The organism is Rhizobium sp. O111 (assembly GCF_055616315.1).
In genome coordinates this window covers 487384-514221 of record NZ_JBSHXL010000001.1, presented here as the reverse complement: position 1 = coordinate 514221, position 26838 = coordinate 487384, and the positions used below count along the sequence as shown (strand labels likewise).

Below are 26838 nucleotides of genomic sequence, written 5' to 3'. Positions count from 1 at the left end.
CTGATGGCGCGGGATAGCTCTCCCCTACCCGCTCCTCCGACGGCAGAGCTAATTGATTTTTACGTAAACGTCAATTTCAAACTTGCCGCAGGCCACCTCGCCCGCCCGGCGGGCGAGATATGGGTCACTGTCATGAAACTGTAGGGTTGCCGTCATAGGGAGGCATCGCTTGAAAGGGTCTTGCCATCGGGTGCGGCGCCATGCTCATGCTCTCCTATGAGCTGCCGATCCGGTGCTGCTGGTCGCCAAGACCCAGACGCCAGCGTGGAGCACACCGCCAATGCAAGAGGACCGGCAAAGAATGGATACACTGCCTGTGAGCATGCCGGGTTTCGTCTGGGGCTACCGTTTCCCCGATGGCGGCGGCAAGCCGATACGGCTTTCCAACAACGCGCTGCCGGCGGACCTCACCACCGATGGCGGCTTCTACTGGCTGCACCTCAACCTCGCTGACGCCCGCGTGCCCGCGCTTATCGATGCGCTATCCGGGCTTACCGACGACGCAAAGGCGGCGCTCACCACCCATGACACGCATTCGGCCATCACCGTCGACGAGCAGATGCTTTACGGCACGCTGGTCGATTGCCAGCGCGAGTTCGACCACGAGACCGCCGATCTCGGCTGGCTGCATTTCGCCATCTCCGACCGCTTCATCATCACCACCCGGCTGCAGCCGCTGCGCAGCGTCGAGCGGGCGCGGCTCTTGATGGAGAAGAACCCGGCGAAGTTCACCCGGCCGGTCGATCTGTTCGAGCTGCTGGTCACGGAATTCCAGCGCACGCTGATTTCAATCGTGATGGACCTGACCGAAGAGCTTAATATCATCGAGGACTTCGTCTACGACACGGCGCCGCGCGACGAGCGCCGGCGGCTGGCGCCGGTCCGGCGCACCGTCGTGCGCATCCACCGGCACCTGAGGACCGTGCTCGGCCTGATGCGCCGGGCGGCGGCTTCCGATGACGACGAAATGCCTTTCGGCTTCGAGGATGTGGCGGGACGCCTGACGGCGAGGCTGGAGACGGTCGATCACGACATTTACGCGCTGCAGGACCGGGCGCGGCTGCTGCACGAAGAAATCGATTCCAAGCTCTCGTCGGAGACCAACCGGCACCTCTACATCCTGTCGATCATGACCGCCTTCCTGCTGCCCCCGACGCTGGTCACCGGCTTCTTCGGCATGAACACGGCCAACCTGCCGTTTACGCAAGGGTCGACGGGGACGGAATACGCGATCGGGATGATCATCGCGTCGATCGCGCTGGCTTGGTGGCTGTTGAAGCGGGTGAATATTTTGTGAGGTGGTGGGGTTGGGCGCCGAACGTTACGGCGGAGCCCGGAGCCCCCTCATCCGACCCTTCGGGCCACCTTCTCCCCGCGGGGGGAGAAAGGGAGGTTAGCGCGGGCGGCCTACCACACGTCCCTTCTACCCAACGGGGAGAAGGTGCCGGCAGGCGGATGAGGGGGCCGCTAGCGCTGAGCTAGCGAATACCCCTCTAACCCTCAATAAGGCGAAACGCACTGCTGGCGGGGGCCGTTGTACGGCTGGAAGGTGTTGTCGTAGGCGCGGTAGGAGCGGTAGCGCTGCTGGCACCAGGCGACATGGCTCGATCCGGCCGGGGCGACGTAACGCGGTGCCGGTGCATAGCGCGGCTGGCTGGCGATTGCGCCGCCGATGATGGCGCCGGCGCCGAAGGCGGCGAGCGGGTACCAGTAGCCGTTATAGTGGCGATAGCCGGGACGCGCATAGGTGTAGCCGCGATAGCCGCCGTACCAGCCGGGACGATAGGCCGGGCGGTAAGCGGGGCGATAACCGGGATAGTAGCCGCCCGGACGACCATAATAGCCTGGACGCGGGCCACAACGACCATAGCGGCAATATTGCACGTTTTGAACATCCGCCGATTTTTCCACCTGCGGCGCGGCAGGCATCTGCACGGCCTGCGACGGCGCGAAGCTTGTCACCAGCATCAATGAGGAAATGGCCGCGACGACGAGTTGCTTGAACGACCTGGGCATGAACACTCCAATCTCACCATAAATGAACCCGAGATGTAACGCATTGATGGGGAAGATGTTCCTGAGCGCATCTTTTTTCGCGACCGCTCACGGTTTTTTGTTTATTCGTAAAATCTGATAAGCAATCCGTTAACCAGTTTTCATCACTCTCGTTACATGAAGCAACGGCATGGAAGAGCCACTTTCCGTATTCTGCTTCTGGCGATCGCGGCCGGACTGTCTCATTACGCCACGGCCGGCGACACACTCCCCTGGAAAAAGACCGATAACGCGCTCGTCGTCGATGGCTACGAGCTGAACACGATCGACTGGGAAGCGCTGACATCAGACAAGCGGATCGCCGGCTTCATCTCCAAGGCGTCGGACGGGCTGCCCGAGAGTTTTTCGTGCGATGGCGACCATGCGGGCGACACGGTGGGGCACTGCAAGACGATGTGGCGCAAATACGCGGTCAGCCGCGAGCTGTTCCAGACAAGACGGCTGGTGGCGCGCGCGGCGGGGCTCTTGTGGGGCGCCTATCACCTCGCCCGCCCGGGAAACCCGATCGACCAGGCCAACCACTTTCTCGACTATGCGACACCAAAACCGGACGAGATGATGATCCTCGATCTGGAGGGCATCGATCCCCAAAAGTTCATGTCGCTTGAGGATGCGCAGATTTTCGTCGGCCATATCAAGACGCGGACCGGTCGCTATCCGGTGCTCTACACCAACCACGACACGGCCCGCTACATCGCCGCCTATCGCAACGACTATCCGGTGCTGGCGCGGCTGCCGATCTGGTATGCGCGCTACAAGCCCGACGTCAAAGGCGTGTTCCCGATGGGCAATTGGGACAACTATCTGCTCTGGCAGTTCTCGGCCGGCGCCAATTGCAGCAAGCGGCGCTGCCCCTACCGGGTGCCGGGGACGCTGACCGATATCGACGTCAATGTCGCCGCCATGGACAAAGCGGCACTGACAAAGATCTGGGCGCAGGGCAATCTCCTGCCAGCGCGCGAGCCGGATCCGCCGCTGATCCTCGCCAAGATCGAGATGGAACCGCGCCAGCCGCTGCCACCACCAGTGGCCGCAACGCCGGGCCTGCCGCCGATCGCGCAATTGCCCGCCGTCACACAGCTGCCGGCAACCGCGACAGCGGTAACCGTGGCTGCTCGGGATGGGCTTGTGACCTCATCGGTGCCGCCGCGCGAAATCAACGCGCTGAACTATCAGGATTTCTGAACGCCCAAAACGAAAACGGCCCCGGCTTCGGTGAAGCGCGGGGCCGTTCTTTTGGTGCGAGGCTAGCGTCACGCGACGACGGAGAGCTTGGCCTGATCGCCCTGCAGGCGGTTGGTCATGAACAGCGCGTACCATTCGAGGAACTGCATGACGCCGCCCTCGTGCAGCGTCGAGTACGGGCCGGGCTCATAGGCCGGCGAGTGGATGCCGAAGGCGTTTTCCTCGACGATGCGGCGGTCCTGGTCGTTGGTCTCGGTCCAGACGTGGGTCAGTTCCTCGAGATTGTAGTCGACACCTTCGACGGCGTCCTTGTGGACCAACCACTTGGTGGTCACGGCCGTCTCGTTGGCGCTGAGCGGCAAGACGCGGAAGGAGATGGCGTGGTCGCCGAGGATGTGGTTCCAGGTCGTCGGATAGTGGAAGAGCAGCATGGTGCCGATCCGGTCGATCGTCACGTCATCCGACAGCGGACGGGCGACGGCGCGCTTGCCGGACATGGTGTAGCTCTCGGCATCCTCGATCAGCGGCATGCGGGCGGTGCGGAACTGGCCATCCGGCGAGATCTGGAACTTGCTCGGCAGGCCGGCGGCCTCGCAGCGTGCCCAGTGGCCCGCGATCTCCGGATCATCGGCGCCGCCGTCGGTGCCGGTGACGCTTGGCGCCTCGGGATAGGTGCGGCAGAGTTCGGGGTGGTTCGCGGCGCAGTGGTAGCACTCGCGGTTGTTTTCCCAGACGAGCTTCCAGTTGCCCTTCTCGATGATGGTGCTCTGGAAGGCGATCTTCGCGTCCTTCAGGTGATGCGGCATCATGTAGGGCGCGACCATGTCGCGAACCGGCTGGAAGTCCGGCGCCTTGTCGGCGAGGCAGATGAAGATATAGCCGCCGAAGCTTTCGCAATGAACCGGCTTCAGGCCGAAGCCCGACTTGTCGAAATCATCACCCATATGGCGGGCGAAGGCGAGCTTGCCGTCGAGATCGTAAGCCCACTGGTGGTAGGGACAGACAAGACGGACCGACGAGCCGTGGTCCTTGGTGCAGACGCGCGAGCCGCGATGGCGACAGCTGTTGTGGAAGGCGCGGATGACATTGTCGCGACCGCGAACGATGACGACGGGATACTGGCCGATCTGCACCGTGAAATAGGCGCCGGCCTTCGGCAGCTCGCAATCATGGCCCATGAACAGCCAGTCGCGATAATAGATCATCTCCATATCGAGCTTGAAGTAATCCTCGTCGATATAGAAGGGTTGCTCGAGGCTGAAGCCCTCGCGGCGGTTCTTGAGCTGCCGTAAAACGTTGCTGCGAATATCCATCTCATATCCTCGTCTATTCGGGCTGCCACATATCGGATGGCGAAAGCCGCGGGAAGCGCTCGCCCCCTCTCCCGAAGGAGATATTGCCTATGTCATACATTTAACCACTGCCCACGCCGCCCGCGTGGCTGCAAAGCGACATCGGCTTCGAAAATGACGACAGTTGCATTCGGGCATTGGCGGCACGACAGAAAACGGGCATTTCCGCGTCGCTTCAAACAAATAGGATTATTTGCGACTTTGTCGAAATTACCAGAGATCAAGGAAGGCGAGAGTGGCCTTGTCGGCGATATTCTGTTTGCGACAGAGCTTGTGGCAGTTTGTAGCAGCCGCGATCGCGCCCGGCCCAATTTAACATCGCATTAAGCATGATTGCCTATCCTTCGGCCAAAGAGACAGGCAGCCGGATCCGAGACCATGGCGAAACTTCGTTACTTCGACGCCAGAGCAAGCGTCGACCAGCCCGCCGCGCCGGTCGCGCCGCATTCCGAATTCCTGCGCACGGGCAAGATCACCCGCCACCAGTCGCATTGGCTGGCCGCCGAGCGTCGCTATCTCACCCACGACGAAGTGGCCGAGAAGACCGGGCGCAAGCTGCAGACCGCCGGCGAGAAGACGCACCAGCATATTAACGGCTTTCACCGCTCCATCCAGTTTCCGAAGATGGTGTTTCACCGCACGCTGGAAGACAGCCCGCATCTCGGCTACTGCCATGTGACTGCGGCGCGCACCAAGTTCGCGCAATATGACGCGGTCAGCTGGGCCTTCTACATCGCCAATTTCTACGCCGATATCGGCGACAACGACAATGTCTTCGAGAAGATCGACGTGCGTTACTCGCGCATGTACTTCGCCGTCGCCATCCGGCCCGGCGAGCATACGCCAGAGAAGATGACGATCGACCGCAATATCCGCGGCAACGGCTTGCTGTTTCGCACCGACGATCCGCAGGTGGCGATCAAGAACGTGCTCCTGCTTGGCGCCCGTAACGAGCAGCTTCGCGAGATCATTCGCCAGCTCTGATATTGATCGCGAGGCCGCAAGGGCATAAGGACTGCCGGACAGACTATCCGGGCGGCACATGGCAGAGATCATCGACATCACCGAGAACAGGCAGCAGGCGATCGACGCCGCTTGCAAGGTGCTGGGCGAAGGCTTGCCGATCGCCATTCCGACCGAGACCGTCTATGGCCTTGCCGCCGACGCCACCAATCCGGCCGCCATCGCCCGCATCTACGAGACAAAGGGCCGCCCGCAGTTCAATCCGCTGATCTGCCATATGGCGGATCTTGAAATGGCGGAAACCTATGCCGATTTCGATACGCTGTCGCGGGCGCTGGCGAAGGCCTTCTGGCCCGGTCCACTGACGATCGTCGTGGCGCTGAAGGCCACGAGCGGCATTCATGCGCTGGCGACGGCCGGGCTCGACACCGTCGGCATCCGGGTGCCGAAGGGATTTGCCGGCGAACTCATCCGCGCTTTCGGGCATCCGCTGGCGGCGCCGAGCGCCAACACCTCGGGCAAGATCAGCGCCACCAGCGCCGCCCATGTGCAGGCCGACCTCGGGGAGAAGATCAAGTTGATCCTCGATGCCGGGGCGAGCGATGTCGGCGTTGAATCCACCATCGTCAAGGTCGAGGATGGCAAGCTCAGGCTGCTGCGGCCGGGCGGGCTGCCGGCTGATGAGATCGAGCGCGTCGCCGGCGTGAAGCTGGTGCGCCCGAAAGTGGCGTCCGCCGCGATCGAGGCGCCGGGCATGATGGCCTCGCACTATGCGCCGGGTGCGGCTGTGCGGCTCGATGCGATCGAGGTGAGAGATGGCGAGGCGTTGATCGCCTTCGGCTCCTCCCCCATAGCGAACGCCGATAGGGCCAAGGTCGTGCTCAATCTCAGCGAGAGCGGCGACCTTGCCGAAGCGGCCACCAATCTTTTCGACTACATGAAGCGCGCCGATGCCAGCGGTGCGGCGACGATCGCATTCACCGCCATTCCCGACGAGGGTCTCGGCGAAGCCATCAACGACCGGCTGCGGCGCGCCGCGGCCCCACGGGAATAACAGAGGATAAAGCCCGATGAGCAGCGTTTCACCTGAGCTACTCGACCGTTTCGCAGCCATCGTCGGCGACAAGTATGCGCTGCGCAGCGAGGCTGATCTGGCGCCGCACCTGATCGAGAATCGCGGCCTCTATCACGGCTCCTCGCCGATGCTCCTGAAGCCCGCCAACGTCGAGGAAGTCTCAGCCATCCTCAAGCTCGCCAGCGAGACCGGCACATCAGTGGTGCCGCAGACGGGCAATACCGGGCTTGTCGGCGGCCAGACGCCGCGCGAGGGTAAGTCAGACATCATCCTGTCGCTGGAGCGGATGAACAAGATCCGCGACGTCGATCCGGTCGCCAACGTTCTCGTTGCCGATGGCGGCGCGATCCTCGCCGACGTGCAGAAGGCGGCCGAGGCGCATGGCCGGCTGTTTCCCTTGTCGCTCGGCTCCGAAGGTTCCTGCCGGATCGGCGGCAATCTCTCGACGAATGCCGGCGGCACGGCTGTGCTTGCCTATGGCAACATGCGCCAGCTCTGCCTCGGGCTCGAAGTCGTGCTTCCGACCGGCGAGATCTGGGACGGGCTGCGCCGCCTGAAGAAGGACAATACCGGCTACGACCTGCGCGATCTCTTCATCGGCGCCGAGGGCACGCTGGGTGTCATCACCGGCGCGGTGCTGAAGCTCTTCCCGCAGCCGCTCGGCAAGCAGGTGGCCTTTGCCGGCCTGAACTCGGTCGAGGATGCGCTATCGCTCTTCAACCTCGCTTCCAGCCTGTGCGGCACGTCGCTGACCGGTTTCGAACTGATGCCGCGCTTCGGCGTGGAGATCACCGCCCGCAATATCGAGGGCGTGCTCGATCCGCTGGAGAGCGAACATGCCTGGTATGTGCTGATCGACATCTCCACCTCGGATTCGGCCGAGACCGCCGAGCGAATGATGACGGCGCTGCTTGAGCAGGGTTTCGAGGCCGGGCTGGTGCAGGACGCTGCCATCGCCTCCTCCGTCGCGCAGCAGACGGCGCTGTGGCATATGCGCGAGAGCATGTCGGAAGCGCAGAAGCCTGAGGGCGGATCGATCAAGCACGACGTTTCGGTGCCTGTCTCGACCGTGCCTCAGTTCATGCACGAGGCCGAGCAGGCGGTGATGGCGGTCATGCCCGGCGCACGCATCTGCGCCTTCGGGCACATGGGCGACGGCAACATCCACTACAACATCTCGCAGCCCGTAGGCGCCGACAAGCAGGCGTTTCTCGAGCGCTGGCACGAGATGAACGTGATCGTGCATGGGCTGGTGCTTGCGCATGGCGGCTCGATTTCGGCGGAGCACGGCATCGGGCAATTGAAGCGCGACGAGCTTGCCGCGATCCGTTCCGCGATCGAGATAGACCTGATGCGCCGCATCAAGAAGGCCTTCGATCCTGAAGGCATCATGAACCCCGGCAAGGTGGTCAATATCGACTGACGAAAAAAGCGGCCGGCTGGCCGCTTCTCACCTCACCGTAACGACAGCGTTTAACGCCTGCTGTTGCTGTTGATGCTCGCCGCGTTCGAGGCGTAGGAGCTCATGATTGTCAGCGCCGGCGATGTCTGCGTGTTGTTCTTCAGATCGTACATGGCGGTGAACCGGCGCATCAGCTTGTCGACCTTTTCCGGGTCCTGGAAATCGCTGACGTCGATGAACTTCTTCAAGAGCGTGGCCTGCTTGTCGACATCCATGTTCGACATGCTCGTCGGCAGGCTGTAGGCGGTGGTGATGACCTGGAACAGCGCCTGATCGCCGATCAGCGAGTAGATGGACGTTATGCTCGGTGCCTTGCGGGCGAAGTAAAGCGCGAGGCGCACGCCGTCATTGCTCTCGCCCTGTTGGGTTTCGAGCGTCATCTGCAGGTAGCCCTGCTGGGTCCGCTCCTCGGCGCCGACGTTCTGGATGGCGCCGATCTTCGAACGGGTCAGGTTGCCTGATGTGTCGAAGTTGAAGTCGGCGACGATTTCCTTGAATTTCGTCGGCGCCGTCTTGTTCAGATAGCTGTTGGCGTCCGTCGTATCCGAGGTGAAGATCTTCTTCAGGGTCGCCTTGTCATAGTCCTTCGGCTCCAGGCCGTTTGCCTTCAGGACGAAATCGGTCAGCGTGCTGTCATCGAGGAAATCGTCAAGCGACTTCACGGTGACGATCTTCTTGGCAAAATCATCGACCTCGGTGGTAGCGTCCTTGGATGCCTTGTCTCTCAAGGGACCGGATGCCATGCCGAGCGTGGCGAGCGACTTGTAGGTCGTGCCATATTTCGCAAGCACGGCCGTCGATACAGCCTGCACTTCCGAGGTGGCTTTGCCGTCCGTGTCGAAGTTGAACGCGCGCACCATGTTGGTGATGCGTTCATCCTTCAGCGAGGCGACGTAGCCCTTGGGGTCGTAGGGATCGCTCTGCAGCAGCGTGCGCATCATGCTGCGCGGCACGTCCTGCTCCGTCAGCCCGTAGGAGCGAAGCGCCATCTGGTAGAGATCGGGAAGACTATCATTGCTGCGGTCGGTATCGGCCGTGAGGTTTGTCCTCAGGAAATCGGTGACATTGGTGACCTTGTCATCGGCCATCCGTGCCTTGTAGTTGGCAACGGAGCTGTCGATCTCGGCCTGCTGTTCATCGGCGTAATGCGCCGAATAGAGCGTATCGACGCTCGTCGTCTGCTGGGTGCTCTGCGGACCCGACATCGCGGCGGCGGAACCGTCGGCGGCGAAATTGAAGGCCTCTTTGACGTTGCTGAAACCGCTTGAGGCGGCGAAGCTCGTGTCGGTCAGGATACTCTTCAGATCGGCATCGCTGATCGTCGGTGGCAGCGAATAGGTGCTCTTGATGAAGCTTGTGAGCTTGGTGTCCGCAATCAGCTCGTCGACATTGGAAAGCGTGCTGATCTTGCTGCGGTAATAGTTGAGATTGTCGTTCGCGCTATAGCCCGCAAGGCGCGTCTGGCTGATGGTCTGCGCGCCGTCAGACGTCACGCTGCCATCGGCCTGGAAGTTGAAGGCGTCATGCACATCCTGAAGGCCGAGCAGGCCGGCGTAGCTGGAATCGGTCAGAACGCTTCTCAGATCGGCGTCGCTCAGGCTTTGCGAAATACCATAGGCATCCTTGATGTAGGATGTCATCTTGGTATCGGCGATCAGTTCATCGACCGTCTTGATGTCGGCGATCTTGGTTGCGTAGGCGCTCGAAATGTTGTTGGCGGCCGTTGCCGTCGCGCCGATCTGGGCCGATGTCTGCGCGGCGTATCCCGCTTTCGTCGTGTCGACGGTGCCATCGCTGTTGAAATTGAAGGCGGCGGTGATCGCGTCAAATCCCAGCATGCTGGCATAGCTTGAATCGGTCAGCACCCGCTTCAGGCCGGCATCGCTGAAATCCGCGCCGGTGCCATAGGCGGCCTTGATGTAGGAAGTCAGGCGCTTGTCGGATATCAGCTGATCGACACTGGTGATCGAGCCGATATTGGCGTCGTAATAGGCCTTGTTGTACTCGGCCGCTTTCGTCGTGACGATCGAGGGGACGGTCAGATTGTACTGCTCGATGACCGCGTTCTTCTGATCGGCGGTCTGCGCCGTGCCGTTGACCGTACCATCCGCATTGAAGCTGAACTGGGCGGCGAGCGCCTTGTACTTGGCGTTTCCGGTGGTGTTGACGAAGCTATCGGGATCGTTGACGTCGCTGGTCAGCACCTTGCTGAGATAGTCATTGGAGACGTAGGTCGGGTCGATGCCGAAAGCGCTGAGCACATAGGTGCGAAGGCGAGCATTCGACGTTAAGCCGGTGACGCTCTGTACCCTGTCGATCGCTGTGCTGTAATAGTTCGATTCCGTGGCAGCGTTGGCGCCTTCATCCGCATAGGACTGGGTGTAGAGCCCCAGCATGTCGGTTTCTTGGGCATCGCTCTGAGGGTCCGTCGCCGTCGTGCCGAAATTGAAGGCGGAGGCAAACTCCTTGTAGCGGCTGTCCGACAGCTTGTTGGCGAAGCTGTTGGCGTCCGTCAGGTCGCTCTCCAGAACCTTCTTCATGAAGGCCTTGGCGTAGGTCATATCCTCAAGGCCATAGGCCTTCATCGCATAGCTGTAGAGCTTATAATTGCCGAGGAAATCATCTACATCTTTGACTTTGTTGATGTTTTCTTCGTAATACTGGGCTTCGCGCTTCACCGTCGTCTGCGAAGCGACGCGGTCAAGGCTCTTCTGCATGTCGCCCGACAATATCGTGTAGGCCATCGAAGCGGAGATCATGAGCGTTCTATTCCGGCAAAGTCTTGAATGAATGACAGACGGTTTCCGCTCCATTTTGCTATGAAAAGCTTACCCGAGACTTACCCGCGGGATGTCGCGACCTGGCACAGCCGGTCGTTCACCTCTCGGAAACCCTGCCACGTTTGGTTTTGATAACCATCCAGGGAGGCAAGGTCTTCTTAACCGCGATTTTTAAGCTGTCTCGAACAGCCGGCGCCTATTGTCAGCCACAGAGGACGAAAAGTCCCGAGGAGAAGACCGGAAACCGGCTCTCAGGTAAGACAAGGGTGAGAATGAACATGAACAATACGGTTATGAAGCCCGCATGGGCTGGAGCGACACTTCGTCTTGATCCGTCGCGCTTTCCGCAGCAGGTGAGCTACGCCATCCACGACTCCACAACCGACGTCAGCATAACGATCGACGAACGCGGCGCCATCCTGCGCAAGATCCTGCCCTCCAGCGGCCTGCCGCTCTCCATCGCGCTGCCGAAGCGCGCCTTCAAGGGCGTCGCAGCCCGCGCCATCGACCATGGCAATGGCGAAGTGACCGTCACGCTCGAACTGCATCACGAAGATCCCGATCTTTGCGTGCCGCTTCTGGTCGCGCATGATCTCGCCGACATCGCCGCCGACTGGCGCGGCTGGTCGGAAGCCTTCCGTATTCCCATGCTGATGGTCGAGGCCGACGGCATCGCCCGCCCGCTGGAAGAACATCTCGGCGAGTTGCGCACCAGCCACCTGAAGCCGCGCCGCCGCCACTCCTACTTCGCCAACCGCCGCCCACGCTTCCTCGTGCGCCGCTCGACCGGCACGCTCGGCGTCGCCATGAAGATCGAAGGCAAGGAAATCATCGCCCGCAGCTAAGGGCTGAAGCACGAGATCAGACGGAAAGACCCGGCCCGCGTGCCGGGTTTTTCGTTTTTGGACCTCGGTTGACAAATGGCAGCCGGGCCATAAGCTGCGTGCATAGCTTTGAGATCGCAACCGTCTTTCGGAGATGAGCGTCATGCCGGTGGCAACAAAGTGCATGAGACGGTTCCCGCTGGCGATTATCGCCCTTTCCCTTTCAGCCCTGACGGCAAGTGCCGCCACTCTCGACGGCATCATCGAGCGCGGGACCGTACGCATCGGCTATATCGATGACGAAGCGCCCTTCTCCGCGGCCAAGGCCGGGGCAGAGCCGACGGGTTATGCGATCGACCTCTGCAACAAGATCGCCGATGACATCGAGCATCAGGTGCCCGAGTTGAAACGCGAATATGTGCAGAAAACGCTCGCCAACGGCTTCGATGCCGTGAAGGACGGGCAGCTCGATCTGCTGTGCGGCGCGATCACCGTCAATCTTGAGCGGCGGGAGATCGTCGATTTCTCGCAGCCGATCTTCCTGACAGGGGCAAGCGCCCTGCTTCGCAAGGATTCGCCCGACTACCTGCAATCGTTCTTTTTCGACAAGCCGGCTGTCAGCGCCGTCAGCCAGCGTGCCGCTTCGGCAAGCGTGATCGGCGCGCGGGCGAACTCGACGACGGGGGCGGCACTGCATGAGGCCATGAAGGGCCAAGCATCGACGACGACGATTGCCGATTTCAAGACGCATGAGGAGGGGCTGAAGGCGCTGGAGGATCGGAAGATCGACGCCTATATCGGCGATCAGGTGCTGCTGACCAGCCTTGCCACCCGTGCGAAAGATCCATCCTTGCTCGAGGTTGGCAATCGGCTGTTCACGCATGAGCCCTATGCGATCGCCCTGCCCCGAAACGACGCCGATTTCCGGCTGCTTGCCGATCGCGCCTTGACGGATTTCTATCTGTCCGACGATTTCCTGTCGGTGCTCGACACCTATTTCGGCGCCGATGCGCCAATGCTGCACACGCAGATCATCATGCAGCACGTTCCGTAGGCTTGTTATCGCCCTATGGAAGCACGAACAACAGCGACAGGAACAGGCCTGCGAAGATGATCATGCCGACGCGGTTGTTAGACTTGAACAGCGCCAGGCACTGATCGGCATCGTTGATATCGAGCGTGATGATCTGCCAGGCGAACATGCCGGCTGCGACAACCAAGCCGAGATAGGCGATGATGCCGACGCCTGCGAGCAGGAAGGCTGCGAAGGTGAGGATCAGCATCAGGCCATAGAGACCGACCAGCCACGGCTTGGTGTTGTCGCCGAAGAGACGCGCGGTCGAGCGGACTCCGATCAGCTCGTCGTCTTCCTTGTCCTGGTGGGCGTAGATGGTGTCATAGCCGATCGTCCAGACGACCGCGCCGATATAGAGCAGCACCGGCGCCAGCGACAGGCTGCCAAAGATCGCGGCCCAGCCCATCAGCGCGCCCCAGGAAAAGGCAAGCCCAAGGAAGAACTGCGGCCAGTCGGTGAAGCGCTTGGCGAAAGGGTAGAGCGCCACGATAGCAAGCGACGCAACGCCGAGGATGACGGAAAACCAGTTGAGCTGGAGGACGACCAGCAGGCCGACCAGCGCCTGTAGCAGGATGAAGATCTTCGCCTGCGTGCGGGTGACGCGGCCAGACGGCAGCGGGCGCGAGCGGGTGCGCGCGACTTCCATGTCGATCTTGTGATCGACGAGATCGTTATAGGTGCAGCCGGCGCCGCGCATGGCGACAGAACCGATGAAATAGAGCAGCAGATGCCAGATCAGCTGACCGCCGGAAAAGAGCCCCACATGAGCCGCCGCATTGGCCGCCATCGCCGCCGACCAGAAGCACGGCCAAAGCAGCAGCTGCCAGCCGATCGGCCGATCCCAGCGCGCCAGCTGCGCATATGGCCACAGCCATGGCGGCAGCACCCGGTAAACCCAGTTGTTGGACGGCGCATCCGCAACGCGCCCGTTGATTCCGTCGATCTGTTGCATGCGGTCATCTAGCGACGTGGGGGATGGCGGGTCAAGCGGGATGGTGGGGCTTACGCCGCACCCTAACCATTCCACCGCCGGATCACCGGCTCCGTCAAATCATGCTCATACCCCAGCACGCTGACGCTCGTCGTATCCAGCACGAAATGCGCCCCGCCCTCCGGCGGCAGCCCCAGCCAGCGGGCGGCCAGCACGCGGAGGAAGTGGGAGCTTGAGAAGATCAGGACTGGGGCGTTTGCCGCGCGGATCGCGGCGATGATGCGGTCGGCGCGGGTGCCGACGTCGGCGGCTTTCTCGCCATCGGGGCAGCCGTCGCTGAAGAGTTGCCAGCCGGGGCGTTGAGCCAGGATCTCCTTGGTCGTCACACCCTCGTAGGCGCCGTAGTCCCATTCGGCGAGGTCGTCCTTGACGACCATGCGCTCGCCGAAGCCGGCAAGGCGGCAGGTGTTTCGGGCGCGCTGGGAGGGGCTCGACCAGACTTCGGCGACGGTCAGGCCTTCAAGGCGCGGGCCGAGGCGGTGGGCGGCGGCTTCGCCGTTTTCGGTCAAGGGGATATCGCTGCGGCCGGTGTGGCGGCCGGACAGGCTCCATTCGGTCTCGCCGTGGCGCACCAGCGTAATCTCGGGGTAGGCACTGCTCATCTCGCAACCCTTTCAAAATGAAACAGCGGGAATAAAAAAGGCGCGGGTCTCGCCGCGCCTTTTCGTCAAGTCAGAGAATGACCTTTTCGAGCGGCGGACGCGTTGCCTCGAATTCCTTCAGCTTCGCCTCGTTCGCGGCGATATAGTCGCGATTGTCGGGGGTGGAATACTGGTTCTTGGAAATCTGGATCTGCATGATGAAAAGCTCATCCCAGCGGAAGCCCATTTCGGAGCCGGCCAGATAGAACTCCCACATGCGGAAGAAGCGTTCGTCATAAAGCGCCACGGCTTCGGCCTTGCGCGCCACGAAGCGCTCGCGCCAATGGCGCAGCGTGTAGGCATAGTGCAGCGGCAGGACCTCGACGTCGCGGACCAGAAGGTTCGCCTTTTCGATGGCCGGCAGCGTTTCGCCGATCGAGGGGATATAGCCCTGCGGGAAGATATACTTCTCGATGAAGGCGTTGGTGCCGAAGCTCGGCTTCGGGCGGGCGATCGAATGCAGCACCATGACGCCGTCATCGGCTAGCAGCTCGTGCACCTTGCGGAAGAAGTTGCCGAAGTTGCCGATGCCGACATGCTCGAACATGCCGACCGAGACGATGCGGTCGAACTTCTGGCCCTTCATCGTGCGGTAGTCCTGCAGCTCGAAGCGCAGCCGGTCGTTGAGACCGCGCTTTTGCGCCCGCTCGCGGGAGATCTTCAGCTGCTCCTCACTGAGCGTGATGCCGGTGAGATCGAGCCCCGGTGTGGACTCCGTCAGATACATGCCCATGCCGCCCCAGCCGGAGCCGATCTCCAGCGCGCGCTGGTTGGGCTGAAGCAGGAGCTTGGCGGCGATGTGGCGCTTCTTGGCGACCTGGGCCTCCTCCAGGCTGATGCCCGGCGGATTGTAATAGGCACAGGAATATTGCCAATCCTCATCGAGAAAGAGCTCGAACAGCTTTTCCGACAGATCGTAGTGGTGGGCAACGTTGCGCTTGTTGTGATTGACGGGCAGACGGCTCTTTAGCTGCTGCAGGGCGATGCGGCCGATCAGGAGGGCCGCCATCGGGATGTCGAAGATTTCGTTGGTGGTGTTCTGTTTCACCAGGGCCAGGAAATCGTAGATGTTGCCTTGTTCCAGAATGAACCGGCCATCCATGTACATTTCGCCGAGCTTGAGGGTGGGGTCTCGGCGGATCAGTCGCTCCGCCTCCTCGTCGGCAACGCGGGCGGCAACGAGATCTCCGGTGCCGTCCCCGATGGTGTGTGTCTCGCCATTGGCGAGTGTGAGCTTAAGGTTACCCTTGCGGATGATTTTTTGGACAATCGATAAGAAAGCCGACGCCATAAGTAAGGCCTCGCAATGTGACAGGAATCCAGTCAACTTAGGCCGTCTGGCCTGCCTTACAAGCGCCGTATTTGGCACTTCGGCAACAAGGCTGCCGAAGTGTGACATTTCTGCAATGCTTATCCGTAAACCCTTATTTTCGCTTCATGGCCTCGGCGAGTGCTGCGCCGAATGCCCCCTGGCTCTCCTGCTTGGGGCTCGACGAGCGCCGCTCGTTGCCGCCGCGAGGGGCTGGATTTGAACGGGTTTCGCCGCGTGGCGCAGGGGCGCTAGCGCCGTCATCCTTGCGCATGGAAAGGGCGATGCGCTTGCGTTTTGCATCCACCTCGACGACGCGAACCTTGACCACATCGCCGGCTTTCACAACTTCGTGAGGATCTTTGACGAAGCGGTCGGCGAGCTGCGAGACGTGCACCAGGCCATCCTGATGGACGCCGATATCGACGAAGGCGCCGAAGGCGGCGACGTTGGTTACCGTTCCCTCAAGCGTCATGCCCGGCTTCAGGTCGGAGATCTCGTTGATCCCTTCCGCGAAGGTCGCGGTCTTGAAGCTCGGGCGCGGGTCGCGGCCAGGCTTTTCCAGTTCCGACAGGATGTCCTTGACCGTCGGAAGGCCGAACTTGTCGTCGATGAACTGGCGCGGATCGACCGATTTCAGCACCGCGCTGTCACCCATCAGCGTGCGCAGGTCGCGGCCGCAGGCGGCAACGATCTTCTTGGCGACGCCGTAGGCCTCCGGGTGGACCGAGGAGGCGTCGAGCGGCTCCTTGCCATCGCGGATGCGGAGGAACCCGGCGCATTGCTCGAAGGTGCGCTGGCCGAGGCGCGCGACCTTGAGCAAATCACGACGGGTTTCGAAGCGTCCGGTTTCGTCACGATGCCTGACGATGGCTTCGGCGATCGAGGTTCCAAGGCCGGAGACACGGGCGAGCAGCGGCACAGAGGCCATGTTGAGATCGACGCCGACGGCATTCACGGCGTCTTCGACCACGGCATCGAGCGAGCGCGACAGCTTCTGCTGGTCGACATCGTGCTGATACTGGCCGACGCCGATCGACTTCGGTTCAATCTTCACAAGCTCTGCCAGCGGATCCTGCAGGCGGCGCGCGATGGAGACGGCGCCGCGCAGCGACACGTCGAGATTGGGGAATTCGGCAGCGGCCGTGGCGGATGCCGAATAGACCGAGGCGCCGGCTTCCGAGACGATGACCTTGGTGGGCTTCGCGCCCGGCAGATCGGCCAGCATGTCGGCAACCAGCCTCTCGGTTTCGCGACTGCCGGTGCCGTTGCCGATCGAGATCAGCTCGACATTGTGCTTGCGGATCAGCGAGGCGAGCTCGATCTGCGCACCGCGCACGTCGTTGCGTGGCTGGAAGGGATAGACCGTCGATGTCGCGACCACCTTGCCGGTGGCATCAGTGACGGCGACCTTGACGCCGGTGCGGATACCCGGATCGAGGCCCATCGTCGGGCGCGAGCCTGCGGGGGCGGCGAGCAACAGGTCCTTGAGATTGCGGGCGAAGACGTGGATCGCCTCTTCCTCGGCGCGTTCACGCAGCTCACGCATCAGGTCAAGCGACAGCGACATGGAGAGCTTCACGCGCCATGTCCAGCTGGCGACTTCCATCAGCCAGCGATCGCCGGGACGGCTGTTGCCGATCTCGTAGGCCGCAGCGATCATGCGCTCGACCGGCTTGTTCGGCGAGGCAGTCTCGGCGTCGGCCTCGATCGTCAGCGTCAGCACTTCCTCGTTCCAGCCGCGCAGCATGGCGAGCGCGCGGTGGCCGGGGGCCGTTGCCCAGCGTTCGGAATGGTCGAAATAGTCGGAGAATTTTTCGCCGGCCGCCTGCTTGCCATCGACCACCTTGGCCTTCAACAGCGCCGCACCGCGCATATGGGCGCGCAGCTTGCCGAGCAGGTCGGCATTTTCGGCAATGCCTTCGGCGACGATATCGCGGGCGCCTTCCAGCGCCGTCTTCACATCGGGGACATCAGCGGTGATATAGGCTTCCGCCAGCGTTGCCGGCTCCTTGGCGCGGTCGGCAAGGATTGCCTCGGCGAGCGGACCGAGGCCGCGCTCGCGGGCGATCTCGGCGCGGGTGCGGCGCTTCGGCTTGTAGGGCAGATAGAGATCCTCGAGCTCGGCCTTGGTGGCCGCGCCCTTGAGCTTTGCCATCAGCTCTTCGCTCATCTTGCCCTGGCCCGAGATGGACTCCACGATCGTATCGCGGCGGGCTTCGAGCTCGCGCAGATAGACGAGGCGTTCGGAGAGATCGCGCAGCTGCGTATCATCCAGGCCGCCGGTCACTTCCTTGCGGTAACGCGCGATGAACGGCACGGTCGCGCCCTCATCCAGCAACTCGATCGCGGCCTTGGCCTGCTCGGGCCGGGCATTGATCTCGGAGGCGATGACTGCGGAGAGCATGCGGATATCAGCGGCCATGATGGTTCCTGCGTTTCAATTGAGGTGGCGGACCATAGCGGCGAAAAGCGGCAAGGCAAGGATGGAGATGGGTTTCCACAGCGGAAGTGGGTGGTTGGAGGGGCACAACGGGCAAAGGCCGGGATGCTACGCGCTATAAGTGGCCATAATCTTAGGCCACTTGTGAATGGATCCCTAAATTCTACGCCGCTCACATCACGCTTTATGTGCGAACAACAGGCCCATCGGCGACTTCTTAAGTTCCTTATGTGCATTTTTCAGGTCCATGAAGCGCGCTGGTATGTCCTTTAACTTCGGGACATCCAATATCTGGTTTGCAGCGAAGGCCGCAGCACCGAAAAGCGGCGTTCCGGTTGCGATCGCCGCGATTTCGACGGCGCCAACTGAAATCCAAGTTCCGAGATCGTACCCAGCGAACTTGAGGCCCTTGTTCCGCAACTCCTTCACGTTCTTCTGATGATGCTCAAACGCAACCTGAATGTTCTCGACGATCTTGTCACTCGACCTGAAAAAGGCCTCGGGTTTAGTCTCGGCGATTTCGCCGACACCTGCGGAGAGCACCTCACGGATTTCGTGGAATGCACCTTGCTGTCGCATCTCAATCAAGGCGGGGGCCGGGATGTTCCCGAGCCATTCCATGTCTGTCTCGGCAGCCCGCTGCAGGCCCTTCACCATATGAAGATGGGTATTGTCCAACGCAATCGATGAATTGTATTCGAGCTTCCAGTTGAAGTACCGCCAAGAGGTGGGTGCATCGAGCAACGGCGTTCCGCCCAGATATCGGCTCTTCAGGAGCAGGTCTGTCGCCTGCATCATCCGGCCGACGGATTGTGCAGCCAAGACCTGCCCAGGGCCCGATCCCTCAGGCAGAAGATGGCCATCGCGCTGCATGGAGCGGGATATCTGCTCCTCGATACTTCCTGTCCAATCGGTATCGAACAACACACGGTCCGTGTCGGAGATCTGTGCTGCTGCCTTCTCGGGAGTGTCTAGGACATTACAGAACTCATAGAGCTCTTCGATACCTGAAAACTTGCGGCCAAACAGTTTCTCCGCGTGAGTGACACCGTCGCGCTGTGAGACATTGCGGAGGAATTCGACTTCGGATTCGTCGACGGAAGATCTAAACGGTGTCACGACCACGATCGGTGCGTCGAGCTTTGCTGTCGCTAGGTCGCGGTAACCCATGAGATTGATCGCATGCTTCGCGAGATAATAGAGCTGAACATCGGGGGATGAACGCTCGAACACATGCCTTGAGTGCCAGAACGGGTCCGAGAGTACGATGGTATCTATGTAGAGGCCGGTGCTGCTTGCGATGTTCCGTTGGTAGGATGGAAACAGGTCTCCGCCATAGATCGCCTTGGTCGATTGCAGGTCCTGAATATGGTAGTGGGACGGGTCCGCGGCCGCTCCCCAGAATTCTTCCAGCGCCTCCAGAAATTTCGGTATCTGCGGACTGTATTCTTCGACGTTCAGTGGGTGACTGGAAATCATGCGACCGAATTCGTGAGCGTCGGCACCCGCATCCTTGGCCGCCTTTACGAAGAACCCAAGATTTCTCTCGATGAACTCGAAATAGGAATTAGTGATGTACTCAAGAGACATTGCGTTTTTCGTGCGCTCACGATTGTCCATCGCCGCCACGGCAAGCGCCATCGAACGCACCCGCCCGTCAACAGTGGTCAGGTCGATCTTCCCGTCCGCACCCGTACGAACCGCCATCAGGCTTTGCTCAAGGCCTTCCGCCACCTCCTTGGCAATGAAGATCTTGCCTTCTGCGAACTTCGTCCGCAGCACCTCCAGGCGCCACCGTAATTCCTCGTCTCTTTCCTCTTGGTCCATCAACAGTTCCCCTCAAGCCGTTTACTCGCTGTCTGAAATTGCACTGGCACGACGGCATTTAAAAGAAACTAGGCCGTCCCGTCCAACACTGAACGACTGGAGGCACGTTTTGGAGATGAATGAGAATAAAGATTGCGAATAGTCGAAATCCGCTTCGCGCCGATAGACGACATTGCTATTCGACCGCGATGGAAAGCCTATTTCTGAACATCAAAGACTGCCGGATGGCACCCGAGCTAACCAAATCCCCTCCCCGCCCGCTCCATCCCGCTTTTGCAGCTTGTAAACCAGCGCCATTCTTTGCTAGCAGAGGCGACCGTTTTCAGACCCGCAAGGTAGCGCCTTCCCCGTGGAGGCAAGGAAAGTGACATGCCCGATCTGCTGTTAGAACTCCGCTCCGAAGAGATCCCGGCCCGCCTGCAGCGCAAGGCTGCCGGCGATCTGAGGAAGCTTGTGACCGACGCGCTCGTCGAGGCGGGACTTTCCTATGAGGGTGCGCGGGAATACTGGACGCCGCGCCGGCTGACGCTCGACATTCGCGGACTGACCGCCCGCTCCGCCGATGTGCGTGAGGAACGCAAGGGCCCACGCACCGACGCCAACGAAAAGGCGATCGAAGGTTTTCTTCGCGCGGCCGGGCTGTCGTCGATTTCCGAGGCGCAGGTGCAGAGCGATCCGAAGAAGGGCGATTTCTACGTCGCGATCATCTCCAGGACTGGCCGCAGCGCCGAGGAGATCATTGCTGAGGTGATGCCTTCGATCATCCGCGATTTCCCCTGGCCGAAGCCGATGCGCTGGGGCAAGGCCTCGTCGCAGCCGGGGTCGCTGCGCTGGGTGCGGCCGCTGCAGTCGATCGTCTGCCTTTTCGGCACCGAGCATGAGGAAACGACGGTCATTCCGTTCGAAATCTCCGGCATCGTCGCCTCCAACATCACCTACGGCCACCGCTTCCATGCGCCCGAGGCGATCACCGTCAAGCGCTTCGACGATTATGTCGCGAGCCTTGAGAAGGCCAAGGTCATTCTCGACGCCGAGCGCCGCAAGGACATCATTCTGCACGACGCGCGCGACGTCGCCTTCGCCAACGGCCTCGAACTGGTCGAAGACGAAGGTCTGCTGGAAGAGGTCTCCGGTCTCGTCGAATGGCCGCAGGTGCTGATGGGCAGCTTCGAGGAAGCCTACCTCTCGATCCCGTCCGAGATCATCCGACTGACGATCAAGACCAACCAGAAATGCTTCGTCACCCGCAAACCGGGTGAAGAGACGCTTTCGAACAATTTCATCCTCGTATCGAACATCGAAGCGACGGATGGCGGCAAGGAAATCATCCACGGCAACGGCAAGGTCGTGCGCGCCCGTCTTTCCGACGCGCTGCACTTCTGGAAGCGCGACCAGGGTGATCTGCCGGATCTGGAGACGCTGGAGGCTTCGGCCAAGAAGTTCGGCCTCGACCTGAAGAAGCCGCTCGACCAGCGCATGGCCAAGCTCGATGCGCTCAACGTCACCTTCCATGCCAAGCTCGGCACGCAGGGCGAGCGGGTGGAGCGCATCCGCGCCATGGCCGCCAAGGTCGCCTTCCCCGCTGGTGCCGACTACAAGCTGGTCGATCGTGCCGTGGTCCTCTCCAAGGCGGATCTGCGCACCGAAGCTGTCGGCGAATTCCCCGAGCTGCAGGGCGTGATGGGCCGCAAGTACGCCGCTCTTCAGGGCGAAGAAGCGGTGGTCTCGACCGCGATCGAGGAACACTACAAGCCACAGGGCCCATCCGACCAGCTGCCGCAGGACAAGGTGGCGATCACGGTGGCGCTTGCCGATAAGCTCGACACGCTGATCGGCTTCTGGGCCGTCGACGAGAAGCCGACGGGCTCCAAGGACCCCTTTGCGCTCCGCCGCGCCGCGCTCGGCGTCATCCGCATCATCCTGGAGCGTGGCGTGCATCTGACTTTGCTTCCGCGCATCGTCAGCCACATGGCGCGCATCGACATGGATATCGGCAATACGGTTGCCGCCGACGACATGTCGCGCCAGCTCGACCTCCTGTCGTTCTTCCACGACCGCCTGAAGGTTTATCTGCGCGACCAGGGCGCCCGCCACGACCTGATCGACGCGGTGCTGACGCCCGAGACCGACGATCTTCGCATGGTCGCCCGCCGCGTCGAGGCGCTGACGCATTTCGTCAGCTCCGAGGACGGCAAGAACCTGCTCGCAGGCACCAAGCGCGCCGTGCAGCTGCTGGCCGCCGAGGAGAAGAAGGGCACGGTGGTCGCCGACGGCGTTTCGGATGCGCTTCTGAAGCTCGACGCCGAGAAGGAGCTTTTCGCGGTGATCAAGACGGTTTCGGCCGAGGCATCCGGCGCGATCGAGAAGGAAGATTTCCGCTCGGCGATGGCTGCTCTCTCGACGCTGCGCGCCCCTGTCGACCGCTTCTTCACCGACGTGCTCGTCAACGACGAGGACGCGGCGATCCGCGCCAACCGTCTGGCGCTATTGCGCCTTATCCGCGAAGCCACCGGCACCGTCGCCGACTTTTCGAAGATCGCCGGCTGATCCCTCTCAGCCGACGATGCCCAAGGTGATCACAGCCAGGACCGCGTAACGCGCGGTCTTGGCGATCGTCACCAGAAGCAGAAATACCGGCAGCGGTTCACGCATCACGCCGGCAACGACTGTGATGGGATCGCCGACGATGGGCAACCAGCTTGCCAGCAGCGACCATTTCCCATACCGCCGATACCAACGCTGCGCCCGATTAAGCGCCACCTCCCCCACCGGAAACCACCGCTTGTGGCGAAAGCGCTCGATGCCGATGCCGAGCAGCCAGTTGACCAGCGAACCGAGGATATTGCCGAGGCTGGCGACCACGACGAGCAGCAGCGTGGAATATTGGCCGGAGAGAATGAGCGCGACGAGCCCGGCCTCTGACTGCGCGGGCAGGATGGTGGCCGCGATCAGCGAGATGGCGAAGAGGCCGGCATAGGCTGCAAGCGTGGTCATGTCGCACTGGGCTTGGTGGTCTGCATGGTGGGGCTCTCAAATGGCGACGGCGTGCGTTGGGGTTTCATGATCATGTTGCGGGGCTGGGCGCAAGCGTTTGGGGTGTTGAACGACGCGATCGGCACACCTTGACATGATATCACATGCGATATCATATAACCGCCATGATCGTCGTTGATGCAAATGTCATGGTTTCGGCTTTGCGATCCTCGAAAGGCGCCTCGCATCAGCTTGTGCGCGAGATGCTTACTGGTGGTGTCGCCTTCGCTTTGTCGCCGGCGGTGGCGCTGGAGTATGAAGATGTGCTGAAGCGGCCGGGCATTCTCGGCAAGGCTCCCTGGCTCAGCGAGAGTAAGATCGACATCTTGCTCGATGCGGTGTTCAGCAAGGCTGTGCTCGTCTCGCCGTGGTTTCACTTCAGGCCGTTCCTCGCTGATCCGAAGGACGACATCTACATCGAGTGCGCCCTGGCAGCCGGAGCCACCTTGATCGTCAGCAACGACCGCCATTTCCGGCATCCCGCAGTGAGCGCCTTTGGCATGTCAGTCATGAGCGCTGGAAATTTCATCGCGCAAAGGAGACAAGAGACATGAGCACCTATCCTCTCAGAATAGCCGATCATGTGATGGAAGAAGCCAAGCGCGCGGCGGCGGAGGACAATGTATCGCTGAACCAGCTGCTTTCCGCCTTCATCGCCGACGGCATCGGGCACCGGCGGGCGATCATGAGCTTGAAGAAGCGAGCGGAACGGGGCGATGCCAGTGCGGCCCTCGCCATCCTCAACAGTGTTCCCGATAGCGAACCAGATGCCGGCGACGAATTGGTCGCTGCGAAGAAGACGAGCCGGAAGTAGCACGGGAAACGGCTGACGGCGGTGCTGTGTACTGGGGAGTCTGTTCTCCGCAAGGTCCACTCACGTCGAGCTCGCCGATACGGCAGCAGATGCTCGGGACGAGCCCGAGCATGACGGCGGAGTGTGGGGCGCCGCCTCTAAGTTATTGAGATAGAAACGCTTTCAAATTCTCGGCGCCATCCTCGGCCTCGTGCCGAGGATCTAAGCACGTCTCCAAGAATGCGGCGTGAATGGCTCCCACGCCAAGCCACGCCACTGATCGCGCGCCCCCTCAACAACAAAAACAGCCGCCGGATCGCTCCGGCGGCTGTCGTCATCTATCGCTCTTCCCGAAAGTCTTACGCCGCGCGGCGGGTCTGCGCTGCCCCGTACTCAGCCTGGGTGCCGACGCGGAAGCCGCGGATCAGGTTGAGGAGCTCGTCGGTGTCGCTGGCGAGCGATTCCGCCGATGCGGTGGTCTCTTCGGCCATGGCGGCGTTCTGCTGGGTGGCGGCGTCGAGCTGGTTGATCGAGGAGGTGATCGAGCGCAGCGTCGTGTCCTGCTCGGAGGCGCTGTGGGCGATCTTCGAGACGATGTCGTTGGCGGCCTTGATCTGGTCGGAGATGCGCTTGAGCGCCTCGCCGGCCTCGCCGACGAAGCGAACGCCCTGTTCGACCTGGCCCGAGGAGCGGGCGATCTGGTCCTTGATCTCCTTGGCGGCGGCAGCCGAGCGCTGAGCCAGTTCGCGGACTTCCTGGGCGACGACGGCGAAGCCCTTGCCGCTTTCGCCGGCGCGCGCGGCCTCGACACCGGCGTTCAAGGCGAGCAGGTTGGTCTGGAAGGCGATGTCGTCGATGACGCCGATGATCTTGCCGATCTCCTCGGACGACTTCTCGATCCCGCCCATCGCCTCGATCGCCTGGGTGACCACGGCGTCGCTGCGGTTGGCCTCGGAGCTCACCGAGTGGACGCGCTTGCTTGCTTCATGCGCGCCTTCGGCGGTCTGGCGCACGGCGACGCTCAGTTCGTCGAGTGCCGCCGAGGTTTCCTCGAGGCTTGCGGCCTGGCGCTCGGTGCGCTGCGACAGCTCGTTGGAGGCACGGCGGATTTCTTCCTTGCTGACGGCGATATCGCCGCCCTTGACCGAGACCTTGGACATGGCGGCCTCGAGATGGCCGAGCGCGTCATTGAAGTTGTCGCGCAGGGTGGCGTATTTCTGGCCGAGATCGGCGCAGCGAACCGTGAGGTCGCCACGGGCGATCTGCTCGAGCGCCTGGCCGATGGTGGAGACCACATGGGCCTGCACTGTGGTTTCATCACGCTGCATGCGCTGATTGTTCTCGCGCTCGTCGTCGAGCGCCATCTGCTGGGCGGCTTCGCGCTCGGACATGGCGTGGCGCTCGCGGACCTTTTCCTGCAGCGCCTTCGTGGCCTTGGCCATCATGCCCACTTCGTTGTTCATGTCGGTGTGCGGAATGGCGATCGTGACATTCTCTTCGGCGACAGCCTGAAGGGCGGTGTGGATGCGGGTCAGCGGGCCGGAGATGCTGCGAACCACGTAGAAGGCGGCGGCGGCGCCGAGCAGCAGCACGACGAGGCCACCCGACAGCGCCTTCAGCACGTCGGAGCGAACCTGCGCGTCGAGATCGTCGAGATAGACGCCGGTCGCGACCACCACCTGCCAGGGTTCGAACGCCTTGGTATAGACAGCCTTGCGGAACTGCGCATCGGCCGGCTGGCCGGGCTTCGGGCCGTAGAAATCGACGATGCCACCGCCGGCGCGGCCGACCTTCACGATCTCGTCGCGGTAAGGCTTGCCACGGCTGTCGGGCGAGCCCTTGCTGCTCTTGCCAAGCTTCGGCGTATCGTAGGTGATGCGCATGACGACGTCGTAGTCGTAGCCGATGAAGTAGCCGTTGGGCTCGTAGCGGATCGACGAAAGCTGCTTGTATGCCAGCGCCTGCGCCTGTTCGCGGGTCAACTCGCCGGATTTCTCGCGGTCGTAATATTGCTGCATGATGGACAGGCCGGATTCCACCTGCGTGCGCAGCATCTCGTTGCGCTCATGATAGATCGCATTTGTCGAGGAGCGTATCTGCAGGTAGGAGGCGGCACAGAAGGCCACCATCAAGCCGGCGACAAGCAAAAACAACTGCCTGGAAATTCTAAGATTCTTCATTTGGCCTCGCAACGGAGCTCTGGTGAGATCATCCGGCGCGGTATCCTACCGCGTATGCGCCGGCGCCACGGCGCCCGACGCTGGTACTGCTGCGAAAACGACATGCGGCTACCGGTCGCAGCTAGAAATGGCCTGTTTTTTATAAGAAACACTTAACCAAGGACTAGATGATGTCCCAAACACGAAGTGGGTCCAAACGCGGTGCCAGGCTGGGCCGGCGAAGTATAAAATAGAAAATGCGCCCCTGCTTCTCTTCAGGAGCGCATTTCACCACCCTTTTGAGGTGGAGCCCCGGATGACCAAAACTTTGGACGGGAGGGGCAGGGAACTTTAAATCAGGGCCTAAGCTTGAAATTAGAAACGTCGAGCGGGCGCGTTTGTTCCGCCGGCTGGCCTGCAGCACCTGCGACGACGGGCTTGGTATCAGCGCTAATGACGGCCGACGTCGTCGCTGTATCGACACCGTCGACGGCGGCTGGGGCAGCGGCTACAGCCACCGGCGCGGGCGCCTTAGTCACGAACACGACGGGCGAGCCGCCCATCCAGCCTTCGGTGCGAAACAGCTTCTTTTCGCCGTCGATGTCGCGGATCTGCGAGTGCTCGAGCGCGCCATCGGCGAGCGTCGGGACGATATATTCCTTCTTCGCTTCCACGACCTGAAGCGGCGGGCATGTGGTGCAGGTCATCTTGAGGATGCTGCTGTCGGTCGAGGCCGCATCGGCGCCGATCACATCGATCGACGACGCCATGGCGGAACCCGCCATCAACGCACCGACGACACCCAAAACAACCGCAGAAACCTGACGCATGGAAACACTCCGTCTTACCTTGAACACAGGTTTAACGCGGC

General features: G+C 61.6%; 22 protein-coding genes. 11 read left to right on the top strand and 11 right to left on the bottom strand.

The window, feature by feature from the left end; genetic code table 11:
• Nucleotides 1-301: 301 nt before the first annotated feature.
• Entirely contained in the window at nucleotides 302-1297 is a 996-nt protein-coding gene (locus ACVTFQ_RS02540) for a transporter (RefSeq protein ID WP_111561860.1), read from the top strand.
• A 203-nt stretch (nucleotides 1298-1500) separates the two neighbouring features.
• On the opposite strand, the gene ACVTFQ_RS02535 is transcribed toward ACVTFQ_RS02540, so the two are convergent.
• A complete protein-coding gene (locus ACVTFQ_RS02535) occupies nucleotides 1501-2016 on the bottom strand; it encodes a BA14K family protein (RefSeq protein WP_111561949.1) in 516 nt (171 codons plus the stop codon).
• 156 nt (nucleotides 2017-2172) lie between these two features.
• On the opposite strand from ACVTFQ_RS02535, the gene ACVTFQ_RS02530 reads away from it, so the two are divergent.
• Nucleotides 2173-3240, top strand: coding sequence for a glycoside hydrolase family 25 protein (locus ACVTFQ_RS02530; protein ID WP_111561858.1), 1068 nt, complete (start codon nucleotides 2173-2175; stop codon nucleotides 3238-3240).
• A 68-nt stretch (nucleotides 3241-3308) separates the two neighbouring features.
• On the opposite strand, the gene ACVTFQ_RS02525 is transcribed toward ACVTFQ_RS02530, so the two are convergent.
• The gene (locus ACVTFQ_RS02525) at nucleotides 3309-4553 is read right to left on the bottom strand and encodes an aromatic ring-hydroxylating oxygenase subunit alpha (protein ID WP_111561857.1); all 1245 of its coding nucleotides are present in this window, start codon (nucleotides 4551-4553) and stop codon (nucleotides 3309-3311) included.
• 153 nt (nucleotides 4554-4706) lie between these two features.
• Here ACVTFQ_RS02525 and ACVTFQ_RS02520 point away from each other — a divergent pair, with 153 nt between their 5' ends.
• Genes ACVTFQ_RS02520 through ACVTFQ_RS02505 form a run of 4 tightly spaced genes read left to right on the top strand, consistent with a single transcriptional unit; the run spans nucleotide 4707 to nucleotide 8053 of the window.
• Nucleotides 4707-4919, top strand: coding sequence for a hypothetical protein (locus ACVTFQ_RS02520; protein WP_146618473.1), 213 nt, complete (start codon nucleotides 4707-4709; stop codon nucleotides 4917-4919).
• A 51-nt stretch (nucleotides 4920-4970) separates the two neighbouring features.
• Entirely contained in the window at nucleotides 4971-5576 is a 606-nt protein-coding gene (locus ACVTFQ_RS02515) for a DUF6656 family protein (RefSeq protein ID WP_111561856.1), read from the top strand.
• A gap of 58 nt (nucleotides 5577-5634) precedes the next feature.
• Nucleotides 5635-6609, top strand: a complete 975-nt coding sequence (locus ACVTFQ_RS02510) for an L-threonylcarbamoyladenylate synthase (protein WP_111561855.1) — start codon at nucleotides 5635-5637, stop codon at nucleotides 6607-6609.
• A gap of 16 nt (nucleotides 6610-6625) precedes the next feature.
• The gene (locus ACVTFQ_RS02505; protein WP_111561854.1) at nucleotides 6626-8053 is read left to right on the top strand and encodes an FAD-binding oxidoreductase; all 1428 of its coding nucleotides are present in this window, start codon (nucleotides 6626-6628) and stop codon (nucleotides 8051-8053) included.
• A 50-nt stretch (nucleotides 8054-8103) separates the two neighbouring features.
• Here the strand turns inward: ACVTFQ_RS02505 and ACVTFQ_RS02500 are convergent, their stop codons facing one another.
• Nucleotides 8104-10851 carry a DUF1217 domain-containing protein gene (locus ACVTFQ_RS02500; protein ID WP_111561853.1) on the bottom strand — a complete coding sequence of 916 codons (2748 nt, stop codon included), beginning with the start codon at nucleotides 10849-10851 and terminating at the stop codon, nucleotides 8104-8106.
• Between the two features lie 299 nt (nucleotides 10852-11150).
• Here ACVTFQ_RS02500 and ACVTFQ_RS02495 point away from each other — a divergent pair, with 299 nt between their 5' ends.
• Nucleotides 11151-11717: a DUF6101 family protein gene (locus ACVTFQ_RS02495; RefSeq protein ID WP_047508453.1), complete on the top strand. Its 567-nt coding sequence runs from the start codon at nucleotides 11151-11153 to the stop codon at nucleotides 11715-11717.
• Between the two features lie 133 nt (nucleotides 11718-11850).
• Nucleotides 11851-12750, top strand: a complete 900-nt coding sequence (locus tag ACVTFQ_RS02490; RefSeq protein ID WP_111561852.1) for an amino acid ABC transporter substrate-binding protein — start codon at nucleotides 11851-11853, stop codon at nucleotides 12748-12750.
• Nucleotides 12751-12763: 13 nt separating this feature from the next.
• Here the strand turns inward: ACVTFQ_RS02490 and ubiA are convergent, their stop codons facing one another.
• The 5 genes from ubiA to ACVTFQ_RS02465 all read right to left on the bottom strand — a co-directional run bounded on the left by ubiA (nucleotide 12764) and on the right by ACVTFQ_RS02465 (nucleotide 19982).
• A complete protein-coding gene (gene ubiA, locus ACVTFQ_RS02485; protein WP_111561851.1) occupies nucleotides 12764-13723 on the bottom strand; it encodes a 4-hydroxybenzoate octaprenyltransferase in 960 nt (319 codons plus the stop codon).
• A 62-nt stretch (nucleotides 13724-13785) separates the two neighbouring features.
• Complete coding sequence (locus tag ACVTFQ_RS02480; protein ID WP_111561850.1) at nucleotides 13786-14364, bottom strand: histidine phosphatase family protein; 579 nt, start codon at nucleotides 14362-14364, stop codon at nucleotides 13786-13788.
• 70 nt (nucleotides 14365-14434) lie between these two features.
• Nucleotides 14435-15694, bottom strand: coding sequence for an SAM-dependent methyltransferase (locus ACVTFQ_RS02475; RefSeq protein WP_111561849.1), 1260 nt, complete (start codon nucleotides 15692-15694; stop codon nucleotides 14435-14437).
• A gap of 133 nt (nucleotides 15695-15827) precedes the next feature.
• The gene (locus tag ACVTFQ_RS02470) at nucleotides 15828-18137 is read right to left on the bottom strand and encodes a Tex family protein (protein ID WP_111561848.1); all 2310 of its coding nucleotides are present in this window, start codon (nucleotides 18135-18137) and stop codon (nucleotides 15828-15830) included.
• Nucleotides 18138-18332: 195 nt separating this feature from the next.
• Entirely contained in the window at nucleotides 18333-19982 is a 1650-nt protein-coding gene (locus tag ACVTFQ_RS02465; RefSeq protein ID WP_111561847.1) for a hypothetical protein, read from the bottom strand.
• 369 nt (nucleotides 19983-20351) lie between these two features.
• Here ACVTFQ_RS02465 and glyS point away from each other — a divergent pair, with 369 nt between their 5' ends.
• Nucleotides 20352-22529 carry a glycine--tRNA ligase subunit beta gene (glyS, locus tag ACVTFQ_RS02460; RefSeq protein ID WP_111561846.1) on the top strand — a complete coding sequence of 726 codons (2178 nt, stop codon included), beginning with the start codon at nucleotides 20352-20354 and terminating at the stop codon, nucleotides 22527-22529.
• 6 nt (nucleotides 22530-22535) lie between these two features.
• On the opposite strand, the gene ACVTFQ_RS02455 is transcribed toward glyS, so the two are convergent.
• Nucleotides 22536-22976: a YqaA family protein gene (locus ACVTFQ_RS02455; RefSeq protein WP_111561845.1), complete on the bottom strand. Its 441-nt coding sequence runs from the start codon at nucleotides 22974-22976 to the stop codon at nucleotides 22536-22538.
• A gap of 143 nt (nucleotides 22977-23119) precedes the next feature.
• Here ACVTFQ_RS02455 and ACVTFQ_RS02450 point away from each other — a divergent pair, with 143 nt between their 5' ends.
• A complete protein-coding gene (locus ACVTFQ_RS02450; protein WP_247750104.1) occupies nucleotides 23120-23569 on the top strand; it encodes a putative toxin-antitoxin system toxin component, PIN family in 450 nt (149 codons plus the stop codon).
• Nucleotides 23566-23829, top strand: a complete 264-nt coding sequence (locus ACVTFQ_RS02445; RefSeq protein ID WP_111561844.1) for a hypothetical protein — start codon at nucleotides 23566-23568, stop codon at nucleotides 23827-23829. Before ACVTFQ_RS02450 ends, ACVTFQ_RS02445 begins: the two co-directional genes overlap by 4 nt.
• Nucleotides 23830-24167: 338 nt before the next feature.
• Here the strand turns inward: ACVTFQ_RS02445 and ACVTFQ_RS02440 are convergent, their stop codons facing one another.
• Both ACVTFQ_RS02440 and ACVTFQ_RS02435 read right to left on the bottom strand, forming a co-directional pair.
• Nucleotides 24168-25988, bottom strand: a complete 1821-nt coding sequence (locus tag ACVTFQ_RS02440) for a methyl-accepting chemotaxis protein (protein ID WP_111561843.1) — start codon at nucleotides 25986-25988, stop codon at nucleotides 24168-24170.
• Between the two features lie 335 nt (nucleotides 25989-26323).
• Nucleotides 26324-26797: a plant virulence effector HPE1-like domain-containing protein gene (locus ACVTFQ_RS02435; protein ID WP_111561842.1), complete on the bottom strand. Its 474-nt coding sequence runs from the start codon at nucleotides 26795-26797 to the stop codon at nucleotides 26324-26326.
• Nucleotides 26798-26838: the final 41 nt, after the last annotated feature.

What these genes read in the sequence shown, in the direction of transcription:
- ACVTFQ_RS02540 (WP_111561860.1), top strand. Translation starts at nt 302, where the DNA reads ATGGATACACTGCCTGTGAGCATGCCGGGTTTCGTCTGGGGCTACCGT.
- ACVTFQ_RS02535 (WP_111561949.1), bottom strand. Translation starts at nt 2,016, where the DNA reads ATGCCCAGGTCGTTCAAGCAACTCGTCGTCGCGGCCATTTCCTCATTG.
- ACVTFQ_RS02530 (WP_111561858.1), top strand. Translation starts at nt 2,173, where the DNA reads ATGAAGCAACGGCATGGAAGAGCCACTTTCCGTATTCTGCTTCTGGCG.
- ACVTFQ_RS02525 (WP_111561857.1), bottom strand. Translation starts at nt 4,553, where the DNA reads ATGGATATTCGCAGCAACGTTTTACGGCAGCTCAAGAACCGCCGCGAG.
- ACVTFQ_RS02520 (WP_146618473.1), top strand. Translation starts at nt 4,707, where the DNA reads ATGACGACAGTTGCATTCGGGCATTGGCGGCACGACAGAAAACGGGCA.
- ACVTFQ_RS02515 (WP_111561856.1), top strand. Translation starts at nt 4,971, where the DNA reads ATGGCGAAACTTCGTTACTTCGACGCCAGAGCAAGCGTCGACCAGCCC.
- ACVTFQ_RS02510 (WP_111561855.1), top strand. Translation starts at nt 5,635, where the DNA reads ATGGCAGAGATCATCGACATCACCGAGAACAGGCAGCAGGCGATCGAC.
- ACVTFQ_RS02505 (WP_111561854.1), top strand. Translation starts at nt 6,626, where the DNA reads ATGAGCAGCGTTTCACCTGAGCTACTCGACCGTTTCGCAGCCATCGTC.
- ACVTFQ_RS02500 (WP_111561853.1), bottom strand. Translation starts at nt 10,851, where the DNA reads ATGATCTCCGCTTCGATGGCCTACACGATATTGTCGGGCGACATGCAG.
- ACVTFQ_RS02495 (WP_047508453.1), top strand. Translation starts at nt 11,151, where the DNA reads ATGAACAATACGGTTATGAAGCCCGCATGGGCTGGAGCGACACTTCGT.
- ACVTFQ_RS02490 (WP_111561852.1), top strand. Translation starts at nt 11,851, where the DNA reads ATGAGCGTCATGCCGGTGGCAACAAAGTGCATGAGACGGTTCCCGCTG.
- ubiA (WP_111561851.1), bottom strand. Translation starts at nt 13,723, where the DNA reads ATGCAACAGATCGACGGAATCAACGGGCGCGTTGCGGATGCGCCGTCC.
- ACVTFQ_RS02480 (WP_111561850.1), bottom strand. Translation starts at nt 14,364, where the DNA reads ATGAGCAGTGCCTACCCCGAGATTACGCTGGTGCGCCACGGCGAGACC.
- ACVTFQ_RS02475 (WP_111561849.1), bottom strand. Translation starts at nt 15,694, where the DNA reads ATGGCGTCGGCTTTCTTATCGATTGTCCAAAAAATCATCCGCAAGGGT.
- ACVTFQ_RS02470 (WP_111561848.1), bottom strand. Translation starts at nt 18,137, where the DNA reads ATGGCCGCTGATATCCGCATGCTCTCCGCAGTCATCGCCTCCGAGATC.
- ACVTFQ_RS02465 (WP_111561847.1), bottom strand. Translation starts at nt 19,982, where the DNA reads ATGGACCAAGAGGAAAGAGACGAGGAATTACGGTGGCGCCTGGAGGTG.
- glyS (WP_111561846.1), top strand. Translation starts at nt 20,352, where the DNA reads ATGCCCGATCTGCTGTTAGAACTCCGCTCCGAAGAGATCCCGGCCCGC.
- ACVTFQ_RS02455 (WP_111561845.1), bottom strand. Translation starts at nt 22,976, where the DNA reads ATGACCACGCTTGCAGCCTATGCCGGCCTCTTCGCCATCTCGCTGATC.
- ACVTFQ_RS02450 (WP_247750104.1), top strand. Translation starts at nt 23,120, where the DNA reads ATGCGATATCATATAACCGCCATGATCGTCGTTGATGCAAATGTCATG.
- ACVTFQ_RS02445 (WP_111561844.1), top strand. Translation starts at nt 23,566, where the DNA reads ATGAGCACCTATCCTCTCAGAATAGCCGATCATGTGATGGAAGAAGCC.
- ACVTFQ_RS02440 (WP_111561843.1), bottom strand. Translation starts at nt 25,988, where the DNA reads ATGAAGAATCTTAGAATTTCCAGGCAGTTGTTTTTGCTTGTCGCCGGC.
- ACVTFQ_RS02435 (WP_111561842.1), bottom strand. Translation starts at nt 26,797, where the DNA reads ATGCGTCAGGTTTCTGCGGTTGTTTTGGGTGTCGTCGGTGCGTTGATG.